This is a genomic window from Sphingobium sp. TA15 (assembly GCF_037101235.1).
Taxonomy (GTDB): domain Bacteria; phylum Pseudomonadota; class Alphaproteobacteria; order Sphingomonadales; family Sphingomonadaceae; genus Sphingobium; species Sphingobium indicum.
This window is the reverse complement of the sequence record NZ_AP025356.1, coordinates 122,501-144,636: the sequence shown is the minus strand read 5'-3', so window position 1 is coordinate 144,636 and position 22,136 is coordinate 122,501. Positions and strand designations below refer to the sequence as shown.

Here is a 22,136-nt window from a genome sequence, read left to right as displayed (position 1 = left end):
GATGCCATGAAAAATCCGCTGCTCCAATATCGCAATCTGGAGGAGGCTCTCCAGGCTGTCGGCGGTCCCGTGAAGCTGCTGCGCAGTTCGCTGATCGGTCCCTACCAGTTTCCGGTCGCGGCGCCCGAATATACCAATTGGCGGGATGAACAGCGCGCCTGGAAGCAAGGCGTCGCGCTGCTCAACCAGTCCTTCCACATGACCGACCTCTACCTCAGGGGGCCTGACGCGCTCAAGATATTGCGCAAGGTCGGCCTCACCAAAATGACGACCTTTCCGGTCAATCGCGGCAAGCAGCTCATCGCCGCAAGTCCCGACGGCTATCTGATCGGCGACGGCATCGTATTCCATCTGGAACAGGACTATTTCCGCGTCGTCGGTCCGCCGGTCATTTCCGACTGGACGCAGTTCCATGCCGAAACCGGCGGCTATGACGTCGAAATAGACCGCGACGAAACCGTCAGCATGCGGCCGGGCGATCCGCGCATCTGGATCTACCAGATCCAGGGGCCTTATGCCCTGGAATTGCTGAAGGAAGTGACCGGCAACCGCCTTCCCGAAATATCCTTCTTCGGCATCGGCAGCTTCGAAATCGCCGGAAAGCCGGTTCGCGCGTTGCGGCACGGCATGGCCGGCACTCCCGGTTTCGAGATGTTCGGTCCATGGGCGGACGGGGAAGCCGTCATGGACGCGCTGATGGAAGCGGGCGCGAAATACGACATCAGGAAGGTCGGATCACTCGCCTACCCGACAAGCGCGATCGAATCCGGCTGGATGCCGCACCCCGTCCCCGCCGTCTATCACAGCGAGGAGATGAAGCCGTTTCGCGAGTGGCTTTCGCCCATGTCGCTGGAAACCCTGGGGTCGATGGGCGGCAGCTTCTATTCGGACGACATACGCGATTATTATATGGACCCGATCGATGTCGGCTACGGCCCGCTGATCGATCAGCAGCGCGACGACTTCATCGGCAAGGCCGCGCTGGCGCGACGGGCGGCCGACCAGAAGCGCAGGAAAGTCACCCTCATATGGAATCATGACGACCTGATGAGGGTCATCCACGACTCGCTCTACGCCGATCCGCCGGCCCGCTTCATCAACTTCCCGCTTTCGGCCTATTCCACCTTCCATATCGACGACGTCCGCGCCAGGGACGGCGGCAGGCATGTGGGACTGGCCCAGTTCTCCGGCTTCAGCGCCAATGCCGGCGAATTCCTGAGCGGCGCGGTGGTCGATGTCGACCATGCCGAACCGGGCGCCCAGCTCACCCTGTTGTGGGGCGAGGACAAGATGCGCCGCCCGACGATCGAGCGCAACACATTGCGCGAAGTGCGGGTCACGGTCGCGCCTTCGCCCTATTTCGAAAAGGTCATCAAGAAGGACTGAATCCTCCGGCGGCCCCGCGCGGGGAAGACGCGCCGGGCCGGCCCTTCGCGGAAAGGCCGCCTCACATGAAACTAGCGCTAGAGCGATTTCCAAGCGATCGGAACCGATCGCTGATCAAGAAATCGCGGAAAACAAGGAATCCAGAGCGGCAATCCGATTCAATCGGATCGAAACCCGCCCTGCCGGGCCAGGATGCGCCTATCCTGGACCTCGTCCGATCTTTTTCGCTCGAAATGACGGCGAAGGACGTCGCAAGCCTTGCCGACGCGGCCCCGATGATCCCCGCGGGCACGCCGATTTCGGTGACCTACCTGCCGGGCGAAACCATGCCGGCGCGGGTCGCGGCGGCGCGGACCGTCAAATCGCTGGGCTTCGTGCCGGTGCCGCATATCTCGGCGCGGCGCATCCCCTCCAAAGACGATCTGGTCGAGTTCCTGACCGTCCTGGACGGCGAGGTCGGCATCGACCGGGCCTTCGTGATCGCCGGCGATCCGCCCGCGCCCATGGGGCCTTATGAGGATGCTCTGGCCGTCATCCGCAGCGGGCTGCTCGACAGGGCGGGCATCGGCACGGTCGGCATCTCCGGCTATCCCGAAGGGCATCCGGACATCGGCCGGGAGAAGCTGGACCAGGCGATGAAGGACAAGATCGCCGCGCTCGCCGAACAGGGCAAGCGGGTCGAGATCATGACCCAGTTCGCCTTCGACGCCGACGCGATCCTGGACTGGCTCGCCCGGATCCGCCGGGATGGCGTCGCTGCCCCCGTGCGCATCGGCCTGCCCGGCCCGGCCAGCGTCGGCAAGCTGATCCGCTTCGCCGCCCGATGCGGCGTGGGCGCCTCCGCCAGGGTCATGGTGAAATATGGCGCTTCGATCACCCGGCTGCTCAGCACGGCCGGCCCGGAGCATCTGATCGAGAGCCTGGCCAGGCAACGCGATCCGGCGATCCATGGCGAGGCGATGCTGCACTTCTACCCGTTCGGCGCGCTGGTCGATACGGCAAGGTTCATCCGTTCGCACTATGGCGATGCCTGCGAGTGACGACCGCGGACGCGGCCTTCCCATGTCCGCGCGCCGTGAATCCCGGCCCCGCCAGACGCATGGTGCGCGAAGGGCGGCCTTGCGCTTCGCCTGAAATCCCGCATTTTCATGCCCTTGACGCCTCAAGGAAGCGGGCGGCGCAGTAAATCCGTAAAACGGATGCGAACCATCCGTTTTATGCACTTGCGATATTGCGCGCCGCAATATCCATTCTCCTGAAAAAGCAGAAAAAGCGTGCTTGGCGCACCGGCCATAGGAGAGTGATACCGTGAGCATGCTGCCCACCAGCCGCGACCCGGCGGCGATGCTGTCCTTCTTTCACCTGTCCGTCTTCGAAGCCATGATGCGGCTCAAGAGCGTGACGCTGGCTGCCGACGAGCTGGAATTGCCGCAATCCTCGCTCAGCCGGAATCTCAGCGCGCTGCGCGAACATTTCAACGATCCCCTCTTCGTGCGCACCCGCAACGGCATGGTGCCGACCTCCATCGCCCAGTCCGTCGCCAAGGGGGTGGAGGAGGCGCTGCGCATCTACCGCAACGGCCTGTGCGGCCGCCAGAGCTTCGACCCCGCCCTTTCCGAACGCAATTTCCGGATCGCCGCGTCCGACCTTGGCCATTATTGCATCATGCCGCTGGTGCAGCGGCATTCCGCGCACATCGCATCCAACGTCAAGTTCACGGCCGTGCCGATCGGGCGAAACACGCTGATCTCTCAGCTGGAGGCGGGAATGGCGGACATCGCCGTCGGCAGCTATCCGACGCTCTACGCCAATGTGAAGGAACAGACGCTGTTCCGGGAGGATTATGTCTGCATCCTGCCCAAGGCGCTGGCGCCGAACGGCGTGCTGAGCCTCAGCGATTACAAGGCGCTGGACCATATCGTCGTCGACGGCCAGCATTACGGCCATGGGCACCGGGAGGCCGAAAGCCGGATACTCGACATCATCGATCCGGCGCGCATCCGCATGGTATCCGAAACCTTCATGGTCACCGCCCTGATCGCGGAGATGAGCGACCTGGTGCTCACGGTTCCGCGATCGGTTGCGCGGGTGGTGCAATCGCCGCGGATGACGATCGTCGCGCCGCCGCTGGAATTGCCGGTCATCGACGTGAAGCAATATTGGCATGAACGCTTCGACCATGATCCGGGCAATATCTGGCTGCGATCCCTCATCTCCGAATGCCGGGTCGACCACCAGCTGGGAGCAAGGCGGGTCAATGTCCAGGGCCAACCGATTGCCGCTTCCCTTGAGGAGGCCGGCCATGAAGCCGGCGCGCCCGCGGTGGACGTTTCCGCCTGCTAGGCAGCGTGGACAAATTCGGAAATGTCGTGAAATGGCCTTAGCTGACATTGCCCCACCGTCACCCCGGACTTGATCCGGGGTCCCGCTTTCTTTCTGAGTGCTCGCCTGAAAAGGCAGCGGGACCCCGGGTCAAGCCCGGGGTGACGAATAGGGGAACGTCCGCTCCCCCCCAAAAAATCACTCAGTCCGGCAAGTCTTGAATTTGTCCACGCTGCCTAGAAGGCGCATCATGACCGGGCAGGAACAGATATGGCCCGATCGCGGGCAAATCCTGGTACCGGATGTCATGCTTTGCTTGCTGTTTATGAAATGATTTTCAAATATTCGGTTGTGGTCTGGCGGTATCGTGACCTTTCCAATCCCGATCATGGAACGGCGGAATCCGGATCGCAGCTAGGCCGATAGGGCGCATTTAGCTATGATGTCTCGGCAATCGACCGGATTATTGGGCATTTCATGCATGATCGAGACGAATTTTCCCGGACTGGCCGCCAATGAACCATCCTGCCGGCATTGCCGGCATCGAACGGGATCAGCGATCGGGCCGGAGCAGAAGCTGTGGGTGCGGGCGCAGAATATCTCGATCATGGCCAGCGTCGGCATCCATCGCGGCGAAAAGGACCATCACCAGGAAATCCTGCTCAACATCGCGGCGGAAGTGCGCGAGCCGGAGAGCGACCGGATCGACCGCGCCGTGGATTATCGCACCCTGGTCGACGCGGCCCGGCGCCTGGCCGCCGAGGGCCATTTCGAGCTTATCGAGACCCTGGCCTGCGAACTCGGCCGGCGGCTGATGGGCCTTGATCGGGTAAGCGCGGTCGACATCGAACTGTTCAAGCCGGCCGCCATCGCGCCGGCAATGGCATCGGTCCGTTATCATGCCGCGAAGCCGGATCAGCCGAGCTGAAGCATCGTGCGGAAAAGCCTGTCGAAGGGCAGAAACCGATTTTCCGCCACGAACGATGCGACGGCAAAATCCGGAGAGCGCGGCCTGCGTGAGGGGCTCAGAAGGCGTATCGCGCCGAGAGATACCATTCCCTTGGCCGGGCATAGACGCCATCGGCGAAGGAGGAGTTTCGCAGGTCCGCGAAACCCGAACCGAGATAGGCCTTGTCCGTCAGGTTCGTGACCCCCAGGGTGAGCCGCCAATGTTCGTCCCTGGTCAGGAAGGCCGCGGACATGTTCACCACATGATAGCCCGGCTGGGAGATGATCGGATCGTTCGCCGCGTTGAAGAAGGTGCGGCTGCGATAATTCCAGTCGCCGCGCAGGGTGAGCGTTCCCGCATCGGCCAGTTCGTACGCATAGCTCAGGCCGCCGCTGATCGACCATTTCGGGGTATAGGGCAGGACCGCATCGGGCGGGATCGCCGCGTTGGGGGCGATCCTGGTATATTCGGTGTCCAGATAGCTGCCGCCCAGCGTCGCGGTGAGCCCTTCGAACGGCTTGATCGTCGATTCCACTTCGATGCCGCGAATGCGGGCCGTGCCGCCGTTCACCTGCAACGGCTCTATGCTGAAATTGGGATCGAACACGGTGATCTGGAGATTTTTGTAATCCGCCCAGAAAGCCGCGATGTTGAAGCGGACATGATGATCGAAAAGGTCCGTCTTCGCGCCGATCTCGTAAGAGGTCAGCTTTTCCGGACCGAAGGTCGGCTGCTGAAGGCGCGGCAGGATGACGCGTTGCTGGAAGCCGCCGCCCTTGATGCCCTGGGAGAAGGAGGCGTAGGTCATGATCGACGGCGACCAGCGATGGTCCAGCGACACCATCGGCGACACGTTCTTCAGCTTCACCTTCGCGGGATTGTCGATGATCGTGGCCGGGTCCGGATTGGGATTGTTGACAGCGAAGGGCGGCAGCCCGAACCCGTTGTCGATGTAGAAATTGTCCGGATCGTTGCGCTTCGTCTCATTGGTGTAGCGCAGCCCGGCGGTCAGGTTGGTGCGGGGATCGATGGCGAAGGTCGCCTGGGAAAAGGCGGCGTAGCTGTGGGTGTCCAGCTTCGTCTTGACGGCGGTGCAGACGAAGGAGAAGCAGGCCGGATTGTCGAACCGCACCTTTTCGCTGAAATAATAGAGGCCGATCAGCCAGGTCAGGCGGCTGTCCATCGTCTTGCCCGAAAATTGCAGTTCCTGGCTGAATTGCCGGGCGGTCTGGTCGGTCTGCAATTCCAGCAGCCTGAACGGGGTATCGTCGTCCCGCATGAAATGCGATTCCGTGCGCCGGTAGCCGGTGATCGACTTGACGCTCACATCGGGCGAGACGTTCCATTCCGCGACGCCCGTCAGGCCCCAGAGGTCGAGGTCCGACCGCGAACGCGCCGGATCGTAGAAGGTCGTGTAGGGATTGCCGGTGACATATTGATCGTTGAAGCAGGAGGGATTGGACTGGTCGAACGCGTCCCCCCCGGCCAGCGGATTGCAGCCCTGCGCGCCGGCGACGACCAGATTGTAGAAGCCCCCGATGGTCGCGGCGTTCGCATTGATGAAATTGGGATCGCCGACCGGAATGCCGGGAACCAGGGGTTGGGTCGCGAGCAGGGTCGTGCCCGACGATTGCTCGCGCTTGCGCGTATAGGGTGGATTCTATCTCGAAGTGCGAAATCCTTGGTTTTATAGGGGTTTGATCCCCTTTCCAGGAAGGCACGATATGGAAGGCTATCAGCATCTGGGTCTGGATGAGCGACGCGATATTTATCGACTGATCGGAACCGGACGCACAGTGAAGCAAGTTGCAGATGCGCTGCGACGACATCCTTCGACGATTTATCGAGAGATCAAGCGCAACCGGCATTTTGATGAAGAACCGCTGTTCCGAGGATATTTCCCGACTGCAGCGCAGACCATGGCCAGCAATCGTCGCGTGCGCGGAGGCAAGATTGCTCGCCAGCCGGAACTCGCCGCCTACATTGCTGATCGCTTGTTGGCGGCCTGGTCGCCAGAACAGATTGCAGGTTATCTTCGGCGTCATCGCGGTCAGCGGGAGGCGGTGTGCCACGAAACCATTTACCAGTATGTCTACGGCGCTGAGGGACGGCACCATAAGCTTTGGCGCCATCTGCCAGTTGCCCGCCGTTCGCGCCGGCAACGTTATGGCCGAAAGCCGCGCGGTCTCCATATACCCGTGGCAAATACGATCGGCGCGCGGCCGCAGGAAATCGCGGATCGCAGCAGTTTCGGCCACTGGGAAGGCGATCTCCTGATCTTCAGGAGAGAATATGGCAAAGCGAACCTCACCTCGCTGGTTGAGCGCTGTAGCCGCTTCACCTTCCTGACGCGTAATCCGAGCCGGCATTCTGCCGGTGTCATGGCCGGCATCGATCGGCATTTACGCGACATGCCGCCTCCCCTCCGGCGCAGCATCACCTTCGATCGAGGCACGGAATTTGCTGCCTTTGCGACCCTGCGGAACAGGCTCGGCATCACCAGCTATTTCTGTCTTCCCTCAGCGCCCTGGCAAAAAGGCGGCGTGGAAAATTGCAACGGGCGGATACGGCGCTTCCTACCCTCCGACACCGACCTGGCACTGCTCTCAGACAGGGAAATCCAGGCCGTTGCCGATCGCCTCAACAGCACACCGCGCAAGTGCCTGGGCTATCGCACCCCGCATGAGGTTCTGGGGGAGCAAATCGCCCTCCTCAAAGCCGGATAAATTTGGCCATCCGGGGTGGGGCTCGCCCCACCCCGGATGAAATGCTACGCATCACAACGGGTGTCGCACTTCAAATCGAAACCGCCATAGTCGAAGCTGAGGTCCAGCTTGAATTCTGGCGTCGCCTCCCAACGGAGCGCGCCCCGGCCCGCAATGGTGGAAATGTCGCCCAGCTTCGGCGCGTCGGCCTCCGTCACCGCCCCGGTGCCGGGATCCTTCCGCAGGATCGTGACATAGCCGTCGCGGTTGAGCGTCGCGAGCGAGAAACGGCCGAACAGGCTGGACGTGAAGGGAATGTTGATGCTGCCCTTGACGTCGATGCGGTCGAAACGCCCCGTCGTGGCCTCAAGCGACCCCTCGAACTTGTCGGAGGGCTTCCTGGTGGTGATCTGGACCGCGCCGCCGATCGTGTTCTTCCCGAAGAGCGTGCCTTGGGGACCGCGCAGCACCTCCACCTGTTCGAGGTCCACCGTATCGAGGACCGAACCCAGGGTGCGCGAGACGTAGATGCCGTCCAGATAGATGCCGACGCCCGGATCGATCGTGGGGAAGAAGTCGTCCTGGCCGATGCCGCGGATGAAGACGACTGCGGCGTTGGAGGCGCCGGAATTCCCCGCCGTGGTGTTGAACGTCAGGCTGGGCACGGCCTGCGCCACGGCCGAAATGTCCGTGGCGCCCCGGTCCGCCAGCGTCGCCCCCGTGATCGCGGAAACGGCGACCGGCGTGTTCTGGAGCGATTCCGACCGGCGCCGCGCAGTGACGACGATGTCGGCAATCCCCCCCGATGCGGTTCGGGCGGCCTGCGACGCCTGTTCCGGACCAGCGGCGGCACTGCCCTGCCAGGCGTGGGCCGGCGCGGTCGAGGCGAAGGCGCCAAGGAAGGCCCCGCGCATCAGCAAGGCGCTGAAATGCGGACGACAGGCGCGTTTTGAGGCTCCAGACATTCAGCTCTCCCCTTCATGCGCGCATCTTTTGCGTGCGCGATGCCATTCGCGGTTCGTGCCGTGATGCCGGTTCTGTCGACCGCGTTCGGCGAATAGATCGCAGCTTTGCGAAATTCTGAAAATCACAGGAAGCGGATAGGAAATATTCGCTATCCGGATTCCATGATCCGTGCCGGGCGGCCCCGAATATCCGATATGCGGAATGGGCCAAGCCGCGCGGCGGACGGCCCGGCATCTTGCAATCGGACGGGACGCGGATCGATTAAGGCTGCCAAGACGCGGCCGCACCGTGGCGGCCATGCATGACCTTGGAGGGGAATGTCGCGTGCCTGAAGACCATATCCTCAAATTGTCGTGTCCCGACCGGCCCGGAATAGTGGCCGCCGTCAGCGCCGCGCTCTTTTCCGCCGGCGCCAACATCACCGACGCGCAGCAGTTCAACGATCCGGAAACCAACAAGTTCTTCATGCGCGTTGTCGCTCGATTTCCCGACGACAGGACCGTGGCGTTCGAAAACATGTTTATCGATGTCGCCGCTGGATTCGGCATGCAATGGTCGTTGCGTCCTGCCGCGCAACGGCGAAGGGTCGTGGCGCTCGTGTCGAAATTCGATCATTGCCTGGGCCATCTGCTGTACGGCAGCCGCATCGGCGAAATCGACATGGACGTGGTCGCCATCATATCCAACCACCCCAAGGAGGCCCTGACGATCAGGTCATGGCTTGAGGACATCCCCTATCATCATTTTCCCGTCGCCAGGGACAACAGGGCGGCGCAGGAGGCGAGGATCAAGGAGACGATCGTGGCGTCGGGCGCGGAACTCGTCGTGCTCGCCCGGTATATGCAGATCCTGTCGGACGACCTGGCCGCGTTCCTGGCGGGCCGCTGCATCAACATCCATCACAGCTTCCTGCCCGGCTTCAAGGGCGCCAAACCCTATCACCAGGCGCATTCCCGCGGCGTCAAGATGATCGGCGCGACGGCGCACTACGTCACCGCCGACCTCGATGAAGGGCCGATCATCCACCAGGACGTGGAGATGGTCTCGCACGCCGACACGCCCGAGGCGCTGGTCGGCAAGGGTCGGAACATAGAGCAGCGGGTGCTTTCCAGGGCCGTGCAATATCATGTGCAGGACCGGGTGTTCATCAACGCGAACAAGACGGTCGTCTTCCGCGATTAGGCGATCGCCAGGATTCTTCCTGTCCGGAACCGCGATGGCGGACGGGCTGATGGCCGATCTGGCCGTGGAAGTTGCCCTGTTACTTCGAGTGCATGTCGATCAGGGCCGCCAGCCGGTCCGGACAGGAGAAGAAGGGCGAATGGGACGAAGCGAGCGTGCTGACCCTGGTCGGCGCGTCGGGATAGGCCCGGTCCATGTCCGCTATGCAGCGCCGTTGCGCCGGTTCGCGCAGGGCATTGTCCTGCGTGCAGACGATATAGGCGCGCGGTATGGCGGCGAAGCGTCCCGTCGTGATCACCGGATCGCGCAGGAATCCCAGGGGAACGTCCGGCGTCATGAAATGGGTCGCCGCCCGCGCCGCATCCTCGTCGATGTCATGGAAGAATATCTGCCTGATGTCCTGGAGGCGCGCTTCGTCGGCCGCATCGATGCGCGCCGCGCCGATCTCCGGGGGATGGCCCGTCTGGAGCGAGGCGGTGCGCGAGCCTTCATTCTCCGGCGCCATCCTGTATTCCAGCGCCGCATGGCCGTCCACGGGCGTGATCGCGCACAGATGGACGAGGTGCGACAGATGCTCGGCGGCGATCTCCGCGGCGGCATTCGCTATCGCGCCGCCCAGGCTATGGGCGACGAGCGCCACCCTGCTGCCGGTGGCGATGCTCAGCGCCTCGATCTGCCCCGCCAGGAAGGAGGCAGCCTCGCCAAGGGAGATGGCGCCGGCGCGGCTTGGCTCGGCGGCCATCGCCTCGGCCGAGAAGGGACGCGCCCTCTGCGCCCTGGGGAAAAGCGCCCGCAGCCCGTGGTTCGGCAGGTCGACCGCAACGGCCATGCGGTTGAGAAGCGCCAGGTGGAACTGGGTCCGGTTCCAGCACCAGGCGCCATGCCAGGCGCCGTGGACCAGGACGAGCGGCGGATAATGGTGCATCATGCCCTCCCGAATGCGCCCCGCCCCTCTACCATGGCGGGGGCGCATCGCGAAATGGCGGCCCGCTGGGGGGCCGCCGTTCCGTCAGAATTTATAGCCGATCCTCAAGCCATATTGGCGCGGCGGCTTGTAGGTGACGACTTCGGCGCCGCCGCCGCCCGGCACGTCGTTGAACCCGATGCCGCGGAACACATTGCCGGTCTGCACCGTGTCGAAGAGGTTGGTGACGAACACCTCGCCCGTCCAGCGATCGTCCGCCGTCGTGAGGAACAGGCGCATGTCGACATTTTCGTAACCGGGCGCCAGGTCCGATCCGGGATTGACCGGAAAGGGCGCGGCCCGGTTGAAGGCGGTATAGAAAATCCGGCTGGTGTAGGAATAATCGACGCGCAGGCGCCCTTCGCCGAACCCGCGGATGGGGAAGCTGACGGAACCGCCCACATTCGCCGTCCATTTGGGCGTGCGCTGCACGCGATTGCCGCCCAGTTGCACATTCTGGACGAGCTGGGGATCGAATGTGGCGTCGGTATAGGCGCCCGATCCGTCCAGCCGGAACCAGGATGTCGGGGCGGCCTGGAATTCGAGTTCCACGCCCTGCACGGTCGCCCCGCTGGCATTATAGGCCTGGGCGCCGAACGGCCCCAATATCTGGAACTGGAGATCGTCATATTTGTTGCGATAGGCCGCAAGGTTGACCTGCAGCCGCCGGTCGAAGAGTTGGCTCTTGAGCCCCGCCTCCATCGCCTTGACGGTTTCCGGCTGGAAGACGGCGTTGGAAAGCAGCGGATTGATCGCCTGGTTGATCCCGCCCGATTTATACCCGGTGGAATAGCTGACATAGCCCAGGATCGCGTCGGTGAGCTGATAGTCGGTGGCGATGCGGTAGGTGACCTTTTCCCACTGTCCGCCGACCGGGCCGCTATAGCTGGGCGGCGTGAACTGGAAGCCCGAATTGACGCCGTCCTTTTCGTCATGGGTATAGCGCAGGCCACCGGTTATGCTCCAGCGGTCGAGCGGACGAACGGTCGCCTGGCCGAAAAAGGCATAGGATTTCGACGTGACGTCTCCGGCGAGCCGGAAGCCGTCCGGAACATTGTTGTTCGCCGCAACGATGGCATAGCGGCCGCCCCGGAAGGCCGATTGGCGAAACCCCTTTTCGCGGAAATAATAGGCGCCCAATATCCAGTTGAACGGAGCGTTGGCGCCCGCGTTGGAGAGGATCTGCAATTCCTGGGAAAATTGATGCGCCCTTTCTTCCAGGTCCAGGACGCCCAGATCCTTGGGCGAATAATCGGTATCGGCCTGGGAACTGAATTTCGACTCGGCATAGGCGGTGATCGACTTGATCGTCGCCGCGCCAAGATCATATTCAAGGTTCGCGCTCAATATCGACAGCGAGTTGCGTTGATATTCCGGACTGTTCTTCCCTTCGTGGAAGGGCCGCAGGTCGTTGACCAGCGGGACGCCGTTGACCAGATAGTTGTTGAGGCCCGCTATCTGCGGGCCGCCCAGGTTCCGGCCGGTCGTGGAGCCGGGAAACGGCGTGCGGATCTCCGGCTGGCTGCCGACGCCGCCGCTGTGGATATGGACGCCCGAAAGAAGGACGGAAAAATCGCTGGCTGGTTCGATGCGGACATGGCCGCGCACGCCCCAGTTGTTCGCGTCATTGGCGTCCGTCCCGCCCGGCACGCTGTTGCGGGTGAAGCCGTCCCGCTTCTCGCGGAAGGCGACGATCCTGGTGCTGACCGCGTCGGACAGGGGAAGGTTGACGGCCCCCCGCACCCGCCACATGTCGTATTTGCCGGCGGTCATGTCGACATGGCCCTCCAGCTCGTCGCCGGGCTTCCGGGTGATGTAGTTGATCGAGCCGCCCGTGGCGTTCCGCCCATAGAGCGTGCCCTGCGGACCGCGGAGGATTTCCACCCGTTCGGTATCGAAGGCCGAAAACAGGGTGCCGATCGGCCGGCCGATATAGACGCCGTCATAGTGGAAGGCGACGCCGGGGTCTCCGCCGGCGGTGGTGTTCTCATTGCCGATGCCGCGCATCGTCACGAATGCGATCGGACCGTAATTGCTGAGCTGAAGGGAGGGAGCGAGTTTCGTGAGCGTCGCCAGGCTGTCGAATCCCTTATTGGCCAACGCCTCTCCGCCCAGGGCCGAAATGGCGATGGGAACCCGCTGGATGTTTTCGGCGCGCTTCTGGGCCGTGACGACGATCTCCTCGATCTGTCCGCCCGCCCCCTGGGCGGCTGCGGCCGCGTCCGCCTGCGCATCCTCCGAAAAGGGGGCGGTCTGCGCCATCGCCGACGATGTCGACAGCATCAGGATGATAAAAGCGCTGCGATTGCAAATGTTCATTGCCTCTCCCCACATTGCTGGACGTGCATCCAGTGCGTCATTATTGCTTTAAGGTGGCGTGGGGCCGCGAAAATGCCCGGTCGATGTCCCGGACATGCATGTCGCCGCGGTCGATGACCCCGAACCACCTCTTCTTCGTCTGTCGGCATCTTCGCGCCGATTTGCTTTCAAGCCTTGCCATGGCTAAGCAGCTTCGGGGCGCATCGCCATAACCATAACTGCATCGGCGAAATACGAAAATCGTATAGGCAGGCGGCGCCTTGTCGGCCGGCGGCGCCTTTCCCGCCCGGACGCGGCCCGGCGCGGAGGATCAGCGCACAAATGAATTGCCGATATGCGATTACAATATTTGCCAAGCCCGACCTGCCGACCGATCCTGGACGACAGCGGTCAACCGCGACCGCCCGACGCAACGACCGGCGGCGACATAGAGAGAGAGGGGAGGCCGGCAAAGATCATGAACGTCGTTTCCACCGGAAATCCGGACATGGCGGACGCGCCCGCGACGATCGGCGGCGTCATCGACAATCGTCCCATATCCCCCTTCCAATATCGGATCGTCGCGATGGGCTGCCTGGTCATGCTCCTCGACGGATTCGACATTCAGGCCATGGCGCTCAGCGTGCCCCCCATCGCCGAGCAATGGGCGCTGGCGCCATCGACTTTCGGCCCAGCCCTTGCCTCCGCGCTTCTCGCCATGCTGTTCTCCGCGGCTTTCCTGGCGCCGCTGGGCGATCGGATCGGGCGTCAGCCGATGCTCGTGACCGCGCTGGCGATCGCGGGGTTCGGCTCGCTCGCGACCAGCCAGGCCGCAACGGTCGCCGGCCTGGTCGCCTCGCGCGCGTTGACGGGCATCGGCCTGGGCATGAGCATCCCCAATGCGGTCGCGCTCGTTTCGGAATTCGTGCCCGCCCGGCGCAAGGCGCTCTGCGTCGCGCTGGTCTACAGTTCGGTCGCCCTGGGGGCGTTGACGGCGGGCTTCGCCGGTCCGCCGATCGTCCATTGGCTGGGGTGGCAGGGGCTTTTCCAGGTCGGCGGCTGGCTTCCCCTGGGCGTCAGCCTGCTGCTGCTGTTCGCCCTGCCGGAAAGTCCCGACTATCTCCTGCGGACCGGCCGCCGCCCCGGCCAGTTGAGGAAAGTCCTGCGCCGGCTGGCGCTGGAGGGGCACGCGCTCCGGCCCGGCCCGACGGTCGCGCATGGAGGCGCGCTGCGATCGCTGCTCACGCCCCGGTTGCGGGTGCAGACCGCGATCCTGTGGATATTGTCGTGGCTGACGATGTTCATCCTCTACCTGATGATCAGTTGGCTTCCGGCGCTGCTCGAACTTGCCGGCTTTTCGCGTGCGGACGCGCTGCGATCGAGCGTGGTCGTCCAAGCCGGGGGAATTCTGGGCGGCCTGGCCCTGTCCGTCCCCTCCGACCGCGGCGGCATCGTCCCCGCGCTGCTGTGCGCCTATGGCATCGCCATCGCGGCGCTGCTGGGCTTTGAGATATTCGCGCCGGACCCGCTGCTGTGGAGCGCCCTCTTCTTCTTCACGGGCATCGGCACGGCCGGGTCGCAGGTTGCGCTGACCGCCCTGGCCGTCATGATCTACCCGCCCGACATCCGCGCAACCGGACTGGGATGGGCGGTGATGGCGGGCCGCTTCGGCGCCGTCATCAGCGCGCTGGCCGGCAGCCTGCTCATCGGCAGCGCGCTGTCGCCGGGCCGCGTCCTGGCCCTTCTTTCCCTGCCCCTCGTCCTTTGCGCCGCGAATGTGCTGATGCTGAGGGCGCAGAGACGCCCGTCCCCCTAGCGCCGATCGGTCCTAGGAAGGGGGCCTTCCCGCCATCAGTTCCGCGATCCCTTGGCGCAGCCATTGGTGGCCGGGATCGTGCCTCGACCGCTCATGCCAATATTGCTTGACCTTGAACTGGGGCAGATCGAAGGGCGGGGACATTATCTCCAGATCCACCTGCGCCTTGAAGATCAGCGCCACGCGCCTCGGCACGGTCAGGATCATGTCGGTCTGGCCCAGCAGCAGCGGCGCCACCAGGAAGCTGTTGGAGGTCAGGCGCACATTTTCCGGCGAGACCATCGCCGTGATGCGCGCCTCCACCTCATGGTGGATGTGCCCCGCCGTGCGGGCGCTCACCAGCACATGGGTGGCGTCGCGGAACGCCTCGACCGTGAAATCGCGGTCGAGCAGCGGATGCCCCCGCCGCATGACGCAAACATAGACGTCTTCATAGAGCGTCTGTTCGATGACCCCGGAATAGAGCGCCGGAAATCCGCCGAAGGCGATGTCGATCTCCCCGGATTCGAGACCGGCCGCCAGCGAGTGCCTGTCGACCGCCACGGAGGAGAAGCGCGCCCTGGGCGCCTGGTCCGCCGACCAGCGGTCCAGCATGGGAAGCACGGTGAGCTGGCCGAAATCCGAAGCCGCTATGCGGAAGTTCCGGTTGGTCGATCGCGGATCGAAGGAACGGTCCTGCATGAGCCGGTCCCGGTAGATGCGGAGCATGTCCCGCACCGGACCGATGATCGCGTCGGCCGTTCCCGTCGGCTCCATGCCGCGCGGCGTCCTGACGAACAGCGCGTCGCCGAAATGGTCGCGCAGCTTGGCCAGCCAGCGGCTGACCGTGGGCTGGGGCAGGTCGAGCACGCGGCTGGCCTCTATGACGCTGCGGCAGCGATAGACGGCTTCGAACGCCTGCAATTCGGACAGCCCGACATCGGCCAGTTTCAACATCGCCCTTCCCCCCTTGTTCGCCGCCTTGTGCATCGGACGCCAGGACCGATCGACATTCAGCCCATGACGGCCTGCCAACGGCCAATTTGAAAATGCTCTAGGCGATCATATGCAAAAAGTGAATGGCTGCGATGTGATCTGCGGTCTGGAGAAGGGCGACCGGCTGGGAAAATGTGGCCGACGGACGGGCCGCGCAAGGCAGCCCTGAAAAACAGTTGCGGGAGAAAGAGGATGGCCCTGGCCATGGAAGATCGCGTCATCATTGTCGGAGGCGGCCCCGTCGGCCTGGTCGCCGCGCTCGACCTGGCCCAGCGCGGCGTCCCGCTCCTGATCCTCGAAGCGGCATCGACGCCGATCCAGGATCCGCGCGGCGCGGCCTTTCATCCGCCGACGCTCGACATATTGGGGCGGCTGGGGGTTCTGCCAGCCCTGATGGAAATCGGCCTCAGGATTCCCCTGTGGCAGGTGCGCAATCGCGACGGATCGGTCGTGGCGGAATTCGACCTGAACATCCTGAAGGACGTGACGGACCATCCCTATCGTTTCCATTTGGGCCAGCAGAAGGTCGTGCCGGTGCTGCTCGCCGCGCTGGCCCGGCATGCGAATGTGGAGGTCCGCGCCGGAGCCCGCATGACCGGGTTCACCGAAGATGCGAGCGGCGTCGTGGTGGAATATGTCGATGGCGAGGGCGGGGAGCATCTGGCGACCGGACGGTGGCTGATCGGCGCCGACGGCGCGCGCAGCCAGGTGCGCAAATCGGCCGGCATTGATTTCGAGGGCTTCACCTGGCCGGAACGCTTCGTCGTCACCAATCTTGCCGATGATCTCACGCAGTTCGGTTTCGCCTATACCAATTATGTGACCGATCCGGATCGGTGGGCGGTCGTCCTGCGGCTGGAGGATGAGGATGGAAAACCCAATTGGCGCGTCACCTATCCCACCGATCCTTCCCTGAGCGATGAGGAAGTCCTGGACCCGGCGAACGTGCAGGCCCGGCTTCTGGACGTCATTTCCGGCGCCGATGAACTGCACCTGCGCTATTGCGGCATCTACCGCGTTCACCAGCGCGTGGCGCGCCATTTCCGCAAGGGGCGCGTCCTGCTGGCCGGCGACGCCGCGCACATCAACAATCCGCTGGGCGGGTTCGGCCTGAACAGCGGCATCCAGGATGCCGCCAGTCTCGCCGAAAAGCTGGCCGACGTGTGGCACAGGCGCGCCGACGACACGCTGCTGGACAGATATGACCGCCAGCGCCGCGCGAGCAATATCGAATTCGTCCAGAAGGCCAGCATCCGCAACAAGGCGATGATCGAAGAACGCGATCCGGATGTGAAGCGGCAGGCGCAGGAACAGCTCAGGGCGATTGCCGGCGACCCTGCGCGTTCGCTGAACTATCTGCTCGAATCCTCGATGATAAATTCGGTCCGGGCCGCCGAGAAGGTGGATTAGGGCGTGTGGGGATTTAGCCCAGGCCGTCAGTATGGCGCGGGCTGAAATATATACGCCTTCTTGCAGCCGACCGATCGCACAATCTCGCCGAAACCCGGCGATCATTGCCTTCGCCATTGCCTGGACGCGATCTTTTGTTCAGTCTGGCCTCGGATGAAGAAGAAGACGATCGGCGCCGCCGCCTCATGAGCCATGATTTCGCGTTTCACCGCAGGCATCCCATCGCCGCCATGCTGATCATGCTGGCGCTGTCGGGGATCGGCCTGGGCGGCGCGCTCTGGGCCTGCGCCGACTCCTCCTGCTCGCCCGGCTGGCAACTGGCTTCGCCCGATTATGACTGCGGCGGGCGGGCCGCGATCAGCCCCGGCAACGATACGCGCATCAACATCCTGCTGCTGATGCGCAGCCTGAGGCCGGTGGACATGGATCGTGCGGGCGCGGCGGCCGATGTAAACAATCCGCAATTCGGCCGCACCTTCATGACATGGCCGGGCTTGCGCGCCGCCTTCTGGCCGCAAGCGGCGGAGGAGAGCGAGGGCAATGCCGATGCGACGGGCTGCGCCGTTTCCAGGGAGGCGGTGGCGGCCTTCGACGCGGCGCTTGCCGCCGAAGCCGCCTTGCCGGGGGCGGAGCGCGCCGAATTGGGCCGGCTTCGCGCCCAGACCGGCTGCGGCACGACCGATTGGGGGAATGCGGCGGTATCCAGCAAGCCGGGCCGCGAATATCTGTCCTATCTGAAAGCGGCCGACGCCTTTCACAAGGGCGACTGGCAGGCAGCGCGGGAGGGTTTCGCTTCATTGACGCGCAGCCGCAGCAAATGGGTCGCGGAAACCGCCCAATATATGCCGATCCGCATCGGCCTGCGCGCCGCGGTCGCCACGGCGGTGGATGAATATGGCGACTTCGCCGGGCCGGAAAAGGTGGATCGCGCCGCGGTCAAGGAGGCGGGCAATGCCATCGGCGCCTATCTGAAGGCTTATCCCAGCGGCCGCTATGCGGCGTCGGCGCAAGGGCTGACGCGCCGCGTGGCGTGGCTGAGCGGGGACATGGCGACCCTGGTCCGCAGCTATGAGAAGTTGCTCTCCACCGTGCCCGGCGACGATGAAGCGGCCGCCAACCTTGCCGAGGAGATCGACATCAAGCTGCTGGAACGGGAGGATGCGGACAGGATCATCGGCAACCAGAGCGACGCGCCGCTTCTGCTGGCCGTGGCCGATCTCAAGCGGATGCGACGGCAGGATGCCGATCCGGCCTTTCTGACCGCCGGCGAACTCGCCGCGCAAAAGGGGCAGTTTGCCCGTCATGCCGATCTGTACGGGCTGCTTCAGGCCAGCCGGGCCTATTATGGCGGAGACGATCCGAAGACGATCCTGGCGCTGCTGCCCGATGCGGCGCGCGACAACCGCTTCACGCCGCTCGCTTTCAGCCGGCAGGTGCTGCGCGGCATGGCCCTGGGCGGAGCGCGAGACCCCCATGAAACGGGGTTCTGGCGCGACCTTCTGCGGGGGGCGAACCCCCTCTATGAACGGCCGCTCGTCGAAATGGGGCTGGCCATCCGCTGGCAGCGGGACGGGCGGGTGGAGCAGGTCTTCGCGCCGGGATCGCCGATCACGGACAGCATGACGCGGACGATCCTGCTGCAAACGCTGGCAACGCCGGCGATCCTGCGCGCCGCCGCGCAGGACGGCGCCCGTCCGGCGCGCGAGCGGGACGTGGCTCGCTTCACCCTGCTCTACAAGGATCTGACGAGAGGCGCCTTTGGCGATTTCACCGGCGATCTTGCGCTGGTGCCCGCCAATGCCGGGAACGACGGCGGGCTGTGGGACTTCTCCCAGCAGGACGGGATCCCGGTGGGACTGTTCCGCAAGGGCAGATGGTCGGACGGCTTTCCCTGCCCCAGCATAGCGCAGACCGCCGGAACCCTGGCGCGATCCCCCGCCAATGCGAAGGCGCGGCTTTGCCTGGGCGATTTCTACCGGCTGAACGGCTTTGACGGATTCAGCCTGTTCAAGGCGGGCGAGGACGGCTTCGCTCTCGGCAATGGGCGGGACGGCTTTTCCGGCCGCTTCCTCTCCCGCTCGGACATTTACGCCGCGATCATCGCGGACAGGGGAGCCGCGCCAGAAGATCGGGCCTATGCCCTGTACCGCGCCGTGATGTGCTATGCGCCATCCGGCTATAATGGTTGCGGCGGCCCCTATCGCACCTATGAGGAGATGGACGCGGCGCAGGCGCCTCAAGCCGACCGAAAGGCGTGGTTCACCGAATTGAAGCAGCGCTATCCCGACAGCCGGTGGGCGAAGTCCCTGCGCTATTATTGGTGATTATGCGCGCAGGCGGATGGGCGACTGCATTGCTGGCGCTCCTGGCGCTGTCCGGCTGTCAGCGTCAGGCGGAGACGGGAATGGGAACCGTCGATCCGGCTGCCCATGATGCCTTTTACCTCTGGCCAGGGGTGCGTCCGGCAGGGAATGTCCGGCCGAAGATCCTCTATCTCCTTGACGGAGAGGTCCGGCGCGGCGGGCCGCCCAGGCTGGAGAGGCTGCGCATGGGAACGCCCCGGTTGCCGGGCAAGAAGGTCTGGCTCGTCGTCAGGGCCGATCGGCTGGACTGGAATGACGCCCTTTATGCGATGATCTTCGACGATCTGAACCGCTGGCGCGAGGCGGGAAATGAGGTGGTCGGGCTCCAGGTCGATTTCGATGCCGCCACGCGAGGGATCGACGGCTATGCCTGCTTCCTGCACGATCTGCGCCGACGCCTGCCGCAGGACTGGAGGCTGTCGATCACCGGGTTGATGGACTGGAGCGCGCATGGCGACCCGCATGCCCTGACCAGATTGGCCGGGCTGGTCGACGAGGTGGTCGTTCAGACCTATCAGGGACGCACCACCATCCTGGGCTATGAGGATTATTTTCGCCGGATGGAGGGCTTTCCCATTCCCTTCCGGGTGGCGCTGGTGGAGGGAGGCGCCTGGCAAGCACCGCCTATGCTGTCGCACCATCCGCAATTCAAGGGCTATGTGGTGTTCTTGCTAACCCGCACCCCGTCCGATGAACGTTGATCTTCTCGATCTTGAGAGGACCGGGCGTGTTGATATTGCGGATTGTGGTGGTTGTTCTTTGGATTGCGCGTTGTGGCGTGCATTGCGCTGTTGAGCGCATGGACATGCGAATGGGTTTAATGGAGCGCGAGCTATAATGCCTGGCGACGACCTACTCTTCCGGGGCTTGAGCCACAGTACCATTGGCGCAGACTGGTTTCACGTCCGAGTTCGGGAAGGGATCGGGTGGGTCACAGACGCTATGGTCACCAAGCAATAGAGCTTGCGCTTCGGGTTTTAATCGGTGCCGTGCACTTGAGGCAATGATGTCTGGCATGAGGGTGATCACCACATCTTTGACGCTGGTTTATTCCAGTGTTGTCATTGATGGTGGGACTCGCTTCTTTGGAGAAGCATTCAAGCGCGAACAGAGCAATTAGGACCGGTTAGCTCCATGCGTTACCGCACTTCCACATCCGGCCTATCAAGGTCGTGGTCTACGACCGCTCGAAGAAATCTTATCTTGAGGGAGGCTTCCCGCTTAGATGCTTTCAGCGGTTATCCCGTCCATGCATAGCTACCCTGCTGCGCCCTTGGCAGGACGACAGGTACACCAGAGGCATGTTCAACCCGGTCCTCTCGTACTAGGGTCAACTCCTCTCAAATTTCGACGCCCACGGCAGATAGGGACCAAACTGTCTCGCGACGTTCTGAACCCAGCTCACGTACCACTTTAATTGGCGAACAGCCAAACCCTTGGGACCTGCTCCAGCCCCAGGATGTGATGAGCCGACATCGAGGTGCCAAACGATTCCGTCGATATGAGCTCTTGGGAATCATCAGCCTGTTATCCCCGGCGTACCTTTTATCCGTTGAGCGATGGCCCTTCCACGAGGGACCACCGGATCACTATGACCGACTTTCGTCTCTGCTCGACTTGTCAGTCTCGCAGTCAGGCGGGCTTATGCCATTGCACTCTAACAGACGGTTTCCAACCGTCCTGAGCCCACCATCGCGCGCCTCCGTTACTCTTTAGGAGGCGACCGCCCCAGTCAAACTACCCGCCACAGAGGGTCCCTGCACCGGATGACGGTGCGAGGTTAGACATCAGAAAACAACAGGGTGGTATTTCACCTATGGCTCCACCGGAACTGGCGTCCCGGCTTCAAAGCCTCCCACCTATGCTACACAGTTCTTTCCTAATGCCACTCTGAAGCTGCAGTAAAGGTGCACGGGGTCTTTCCGTCTAACCGCGGGTACTCCGCATCTTCACGGAGAATTCAATTTCGCTGAGCATATCCTGGAGACAGTGGGGAAGTCGTTACGCCATTCGTGCAGGTCGGAACTTACCCGACAAGGAATTTCGCTACCTTAGGACCGTTATAGTTACGGCCGCCGTTTACCTGGGCTTCAATTCAGAGCTTGCACTCCTCCTCTTAACCTTCAGGCACCGGGCAGGCGTCAGGCCCTATACGTCGTCTTGAAGCCGACTTAGCAGAGCCCTGTGTTTTTGCTAAACAGTCGCTACCCCCTGGCCTGTGCCCCCCATCAGAGCTTGCGCTTAGATGGGGCCTCCTTCTTCCGAAGGTACGGAGGCAATTTGCCGAGTTCCTTCAGGATACTTCTCTCAAACGCCTTGGTATACTCTACCATTCCACCTGTGTCGGTTTAGGGTACGGTCTATACGGAGGGGCTATTTCCTGGGACAGTTTCCCTGCCTGGACCAATCCAATAAGGCCAGACAAGTTGCACCATCCGTCACACACCTCCAGGCCCACGAATATTAACGTGGTTCCCATCGACTACCCCCTTCGGGCTCGTCTTAGGGGCCGGCTTACCCTGCTCAGATTAGCTTTAAGCAGGAACCCTTGGAATTTCGGCGAGAGGGCATCTCACCCTCTTAATCGCTACTCATGTCTGCATTCGCACTTCCGATACCTCCACGGTCGGTTACCCTCCCGCTTCAACGGCCTACGGAACGCTCCGCTACCGCTCAGCACAAAGTGCTGAACCCTAAGCTTCGGTGCACGTCTTGAGCCCCGTTACATCTTCGCCGCAGGATCTCTTGTTTAGACCAGTGAGCTGTTACGCTTTCTTTAAAGGATGGCTGCTTCTAAGCC

At 63.2% G+C, this 22,136-nt stretch carries 15 protein-coding genes and 2 rRNA genes (1 of these 17 cut by a window edge); 10 read left to right on the top strand and 7 right to left on the bottom strand.

What is annotated here, in order from left to right; genetic code table 11:
- The first annotated feature begins 6 nt into the window (after positions 1-6).
- The 4 genes from Sj15T_RS17965 to Sj15T_RS17950 all read left to right on the top strand — a co-directional run bounded on the left by Sj15T_RS17965 (position 7) and on the right by Sj15T_RS17950 (position 4,636).
- Positions 7-1,386 carry an aminomethyltransferase family protein gene (locus Sj15T_RS17965; protein ID WP_013053708.1) on the top strand — a complete coding sequence of 460 codons (1,380 nt, stop codon included), beginning with the start codon at positions 7-9 and terminating at the stop codon, positions 1,384-1,386.
- A gap of 233 nt (positions 1,387-1,619) precedes the next feature.
- Positions 1,620-2,426, top strand: a complete 807-nt coding sequence (locus tag Sj15T_RS17960; RefSeq protein WP_253720752.1) for a methylenetetrahydrofolate reductase — start codon at positions 1,620-1,622, stop codon at positions 2,424-2,426.
- A 274-nt stretch (positions 2,427-2,700) separates the two neighbouring features.
- Positions 2,701-3,729: a LysR family transcriptional regulator gene (locus Sj15T_RS17955; protein WP_013053706.1), complete on the top strand. Its 1,029-nt coding sequence runs from the start codon at positions 2,701-2,703 to the stop codon at positions 3,727-3,729.
- A 460-nt stretch (positions 3,730-4,189) separates the two neighbouring features.
- Positions 4,190-4,636, top strand: coding sequence for a dihydroneopterin aldolase (locus Sj15T_RS17950; protein ID WP_161601890.1), 447 nt, complete (start codon positions 4,190-4,192; stop codon positions 4,634-4,636).
- Positions 4,637-4,733: 97 nt separating this feature from the next.
- On the opposite strand, the gene Sj15T_RS17945 is transcribed toward Sj15T_RS17950, so the two are convergent.
- Positions 4,734-6,146: a TonB-dependent receptor gene (locus tag Sj15T_RS17945; protein WP_338756245.1), complete on the bottom strand. Its 1,413-nt coding sequence runs from the start codon at positions 6,144-6,146 to the stop codon at positions 4,734-4,736.
- Between the two features lie 235 nt (positions 6,147-6,381).
- On the opposite strand from Sj15T_RS17945, the gene Sj15T_RS17940 reads away from it, so the two are divergent.
- Positions 6,382-7,383 carry an IS30 family transposase gene (locus Sj15T_RS17940; RefSeq protein ID WP_013039050.1) on the top strand — a complete coding sequence of 334 codons (1,002 nt, stop codon included), beginning with the start codon at positions 6,382-6,384 and terminating at the stop codon, positions 7,381-7,383.
- A gap of 44 nt (positions 7,384-7,427) precedes the next feature.
- On the opposite strand, the gene Sj15T_RS17935 is transcribed toward Sj15T_RS17940, so the two are convergent.
- On the bottom strand, positions 7,428-8,327 hold the full coding sequence (locus tag Sj15T_RS17935; RefSeq protein ID WP_338756242.1) for a TonB-dependent receptor plug domain-containing protein: 900 nt from the start codon (positions 8,325-8,327) through the stop codon (positions 7,428-7,430).
- A 298-nt stretch (positions 8,328-8,625) separates the two neighbouring features.
- Here Sj15T_RS17935 and purU point away from each other — a divergent pair, with 298 nt between their 5' ends.
- The gene (gene purU / locus Sj15T_RS17930) at positions 8,626-9,510 is read left to right on the top strand and encodes a formyltetrahydrofolate deformylase (RefSeq protein WP_049775203.1); all 885 of its coding nucleotides are present in this window, start codon (positions 8,626-8,628) and stop codon (positions 9,508-9,510) included.
- 79 nt (positions 9,511-9,589) lie between these two features.
- Here purU and Sj15T_RS17925 read toward each other — a convergent pair whose 3' ends face one another.
- On the bottom strand, positions 9,590-10,438 hold the full coding sequence (locus Sj15T_RS17925; protein ID WP_049775201.1) for an alpha/beta fold hydrolase: 849 nt from the start codon (positions 10,436-10,438) through the stop codon (positions 9,590-9,592).
- A gap of 81 nt (positions 10,439-10,519) precedes the next feature.
- Positions 10,520-12,793: a TonB-dependent receptor gene (locus Sj15T_RS17920; RefSeq protein ID WP_148225609.1), complete on the bottom strand. Its 2,274-nt coding sequence runs from the start codon at positions 12,791-12,793 to the stop codon at positions 10,520-10,522.
- Between the two features lie 457 nt (positions 12,794-13,250).
- Here Sj15T_RS17920 and Sj15T_RS17915 point away from each other — a divergent pair, with 457 nt between their 5' ends.
- Positions 13,251-14,588, top strand: a complete 1,338-nt coding sequence (locus tag Sj15T_RS17915; protein WP_041386796.1) for an MFS transporter — start codon at positions 13,251-13,253, stop codon at positions 14,586-14,588.
- Positions 14,589-14,600: 12 nt separating this feature from the next.
- Here Sj15T_RS17915 and Sj15T_RS17910 read toward each other — a convergent pair whose 3' ends face one another.
- Positions 14,601-15,524 carry a LysR family transcriptional regulator gene (locus Sj15T_RS17910; protein ID WP_233448249.1) on the bottom strand — a complete coding sequence of 308 codons (924 nt, stop codon included), beginning with the start codon at positions 15,522-15,524 and terminating at the stop codon, positions 14,601-14,603.
- A gap of 231 nt (positions 15,525-15,755) precedes the next feature.
- Here Sj15T_RS17910 and Sj15T_RS17905 point away from each other — a divergent pair, with 231 nt between their 5' ends.
- From Sj15T_RS17905 to Sj15T_RS17895, 3 genes are all read left to right on the top strand, one after another.
- The gene (locus tag Sj15T_RS17905; RefSeq protein ID WP_013053698.1) at positions 15,756-16,973 is read left to right on the top strand and encodes an FAD-dependent monooxygenase; all 1,218 of its coding nucleotides are present in this window, start codon (positions 15,756-15,758) and stop codon (positions 16,971-16,973) included.
- A gap of 185 nt (positions 16,974-17,158) precedes the next feature.
- Entirely contained in the window at positions 17,159-19,297 is a 2,139-nt protein-coding gene (locus Sj15T_RS17900) for a hypothetical protein (protein ID WP_013053697.1), read from the top strand.
- A 29-nt stretch (positions 19,298-19,326) separates the two neighbouring features.
- Entirely contained in the window at positions 19,327-20,037 is a 711-nt protein-coding gene (locus Sj15T_RS17895) for a DUF3142 domain-containing protein (RefSeq protein WP_148225608.1), read from the top strand.
- Positions 20,038-20,175: 138 nt separating this feature from the next.
- Here the strand turns inward: Sj15T_RS17895 and rrf are convergent.
- Together rrf and Sj15T_RS17885 are read right to left on the bottom strand one after the other, a co-directional pair.
- Positions 20,176-20,290, bottom strand: a 5S ribosomal RNA gene (gene rrf, locus Sj15T_RS17890).
- A 142-nt stretch (positions 20,291-20,432) separates the two neighbouring features.
- Positions 20,433-22,136: ribosomal RNA gene (locus Sj15T_RS17885) — 23S ribosomal RNA — on the bottom strand (it continues 1,092 nt past the right edge of the window).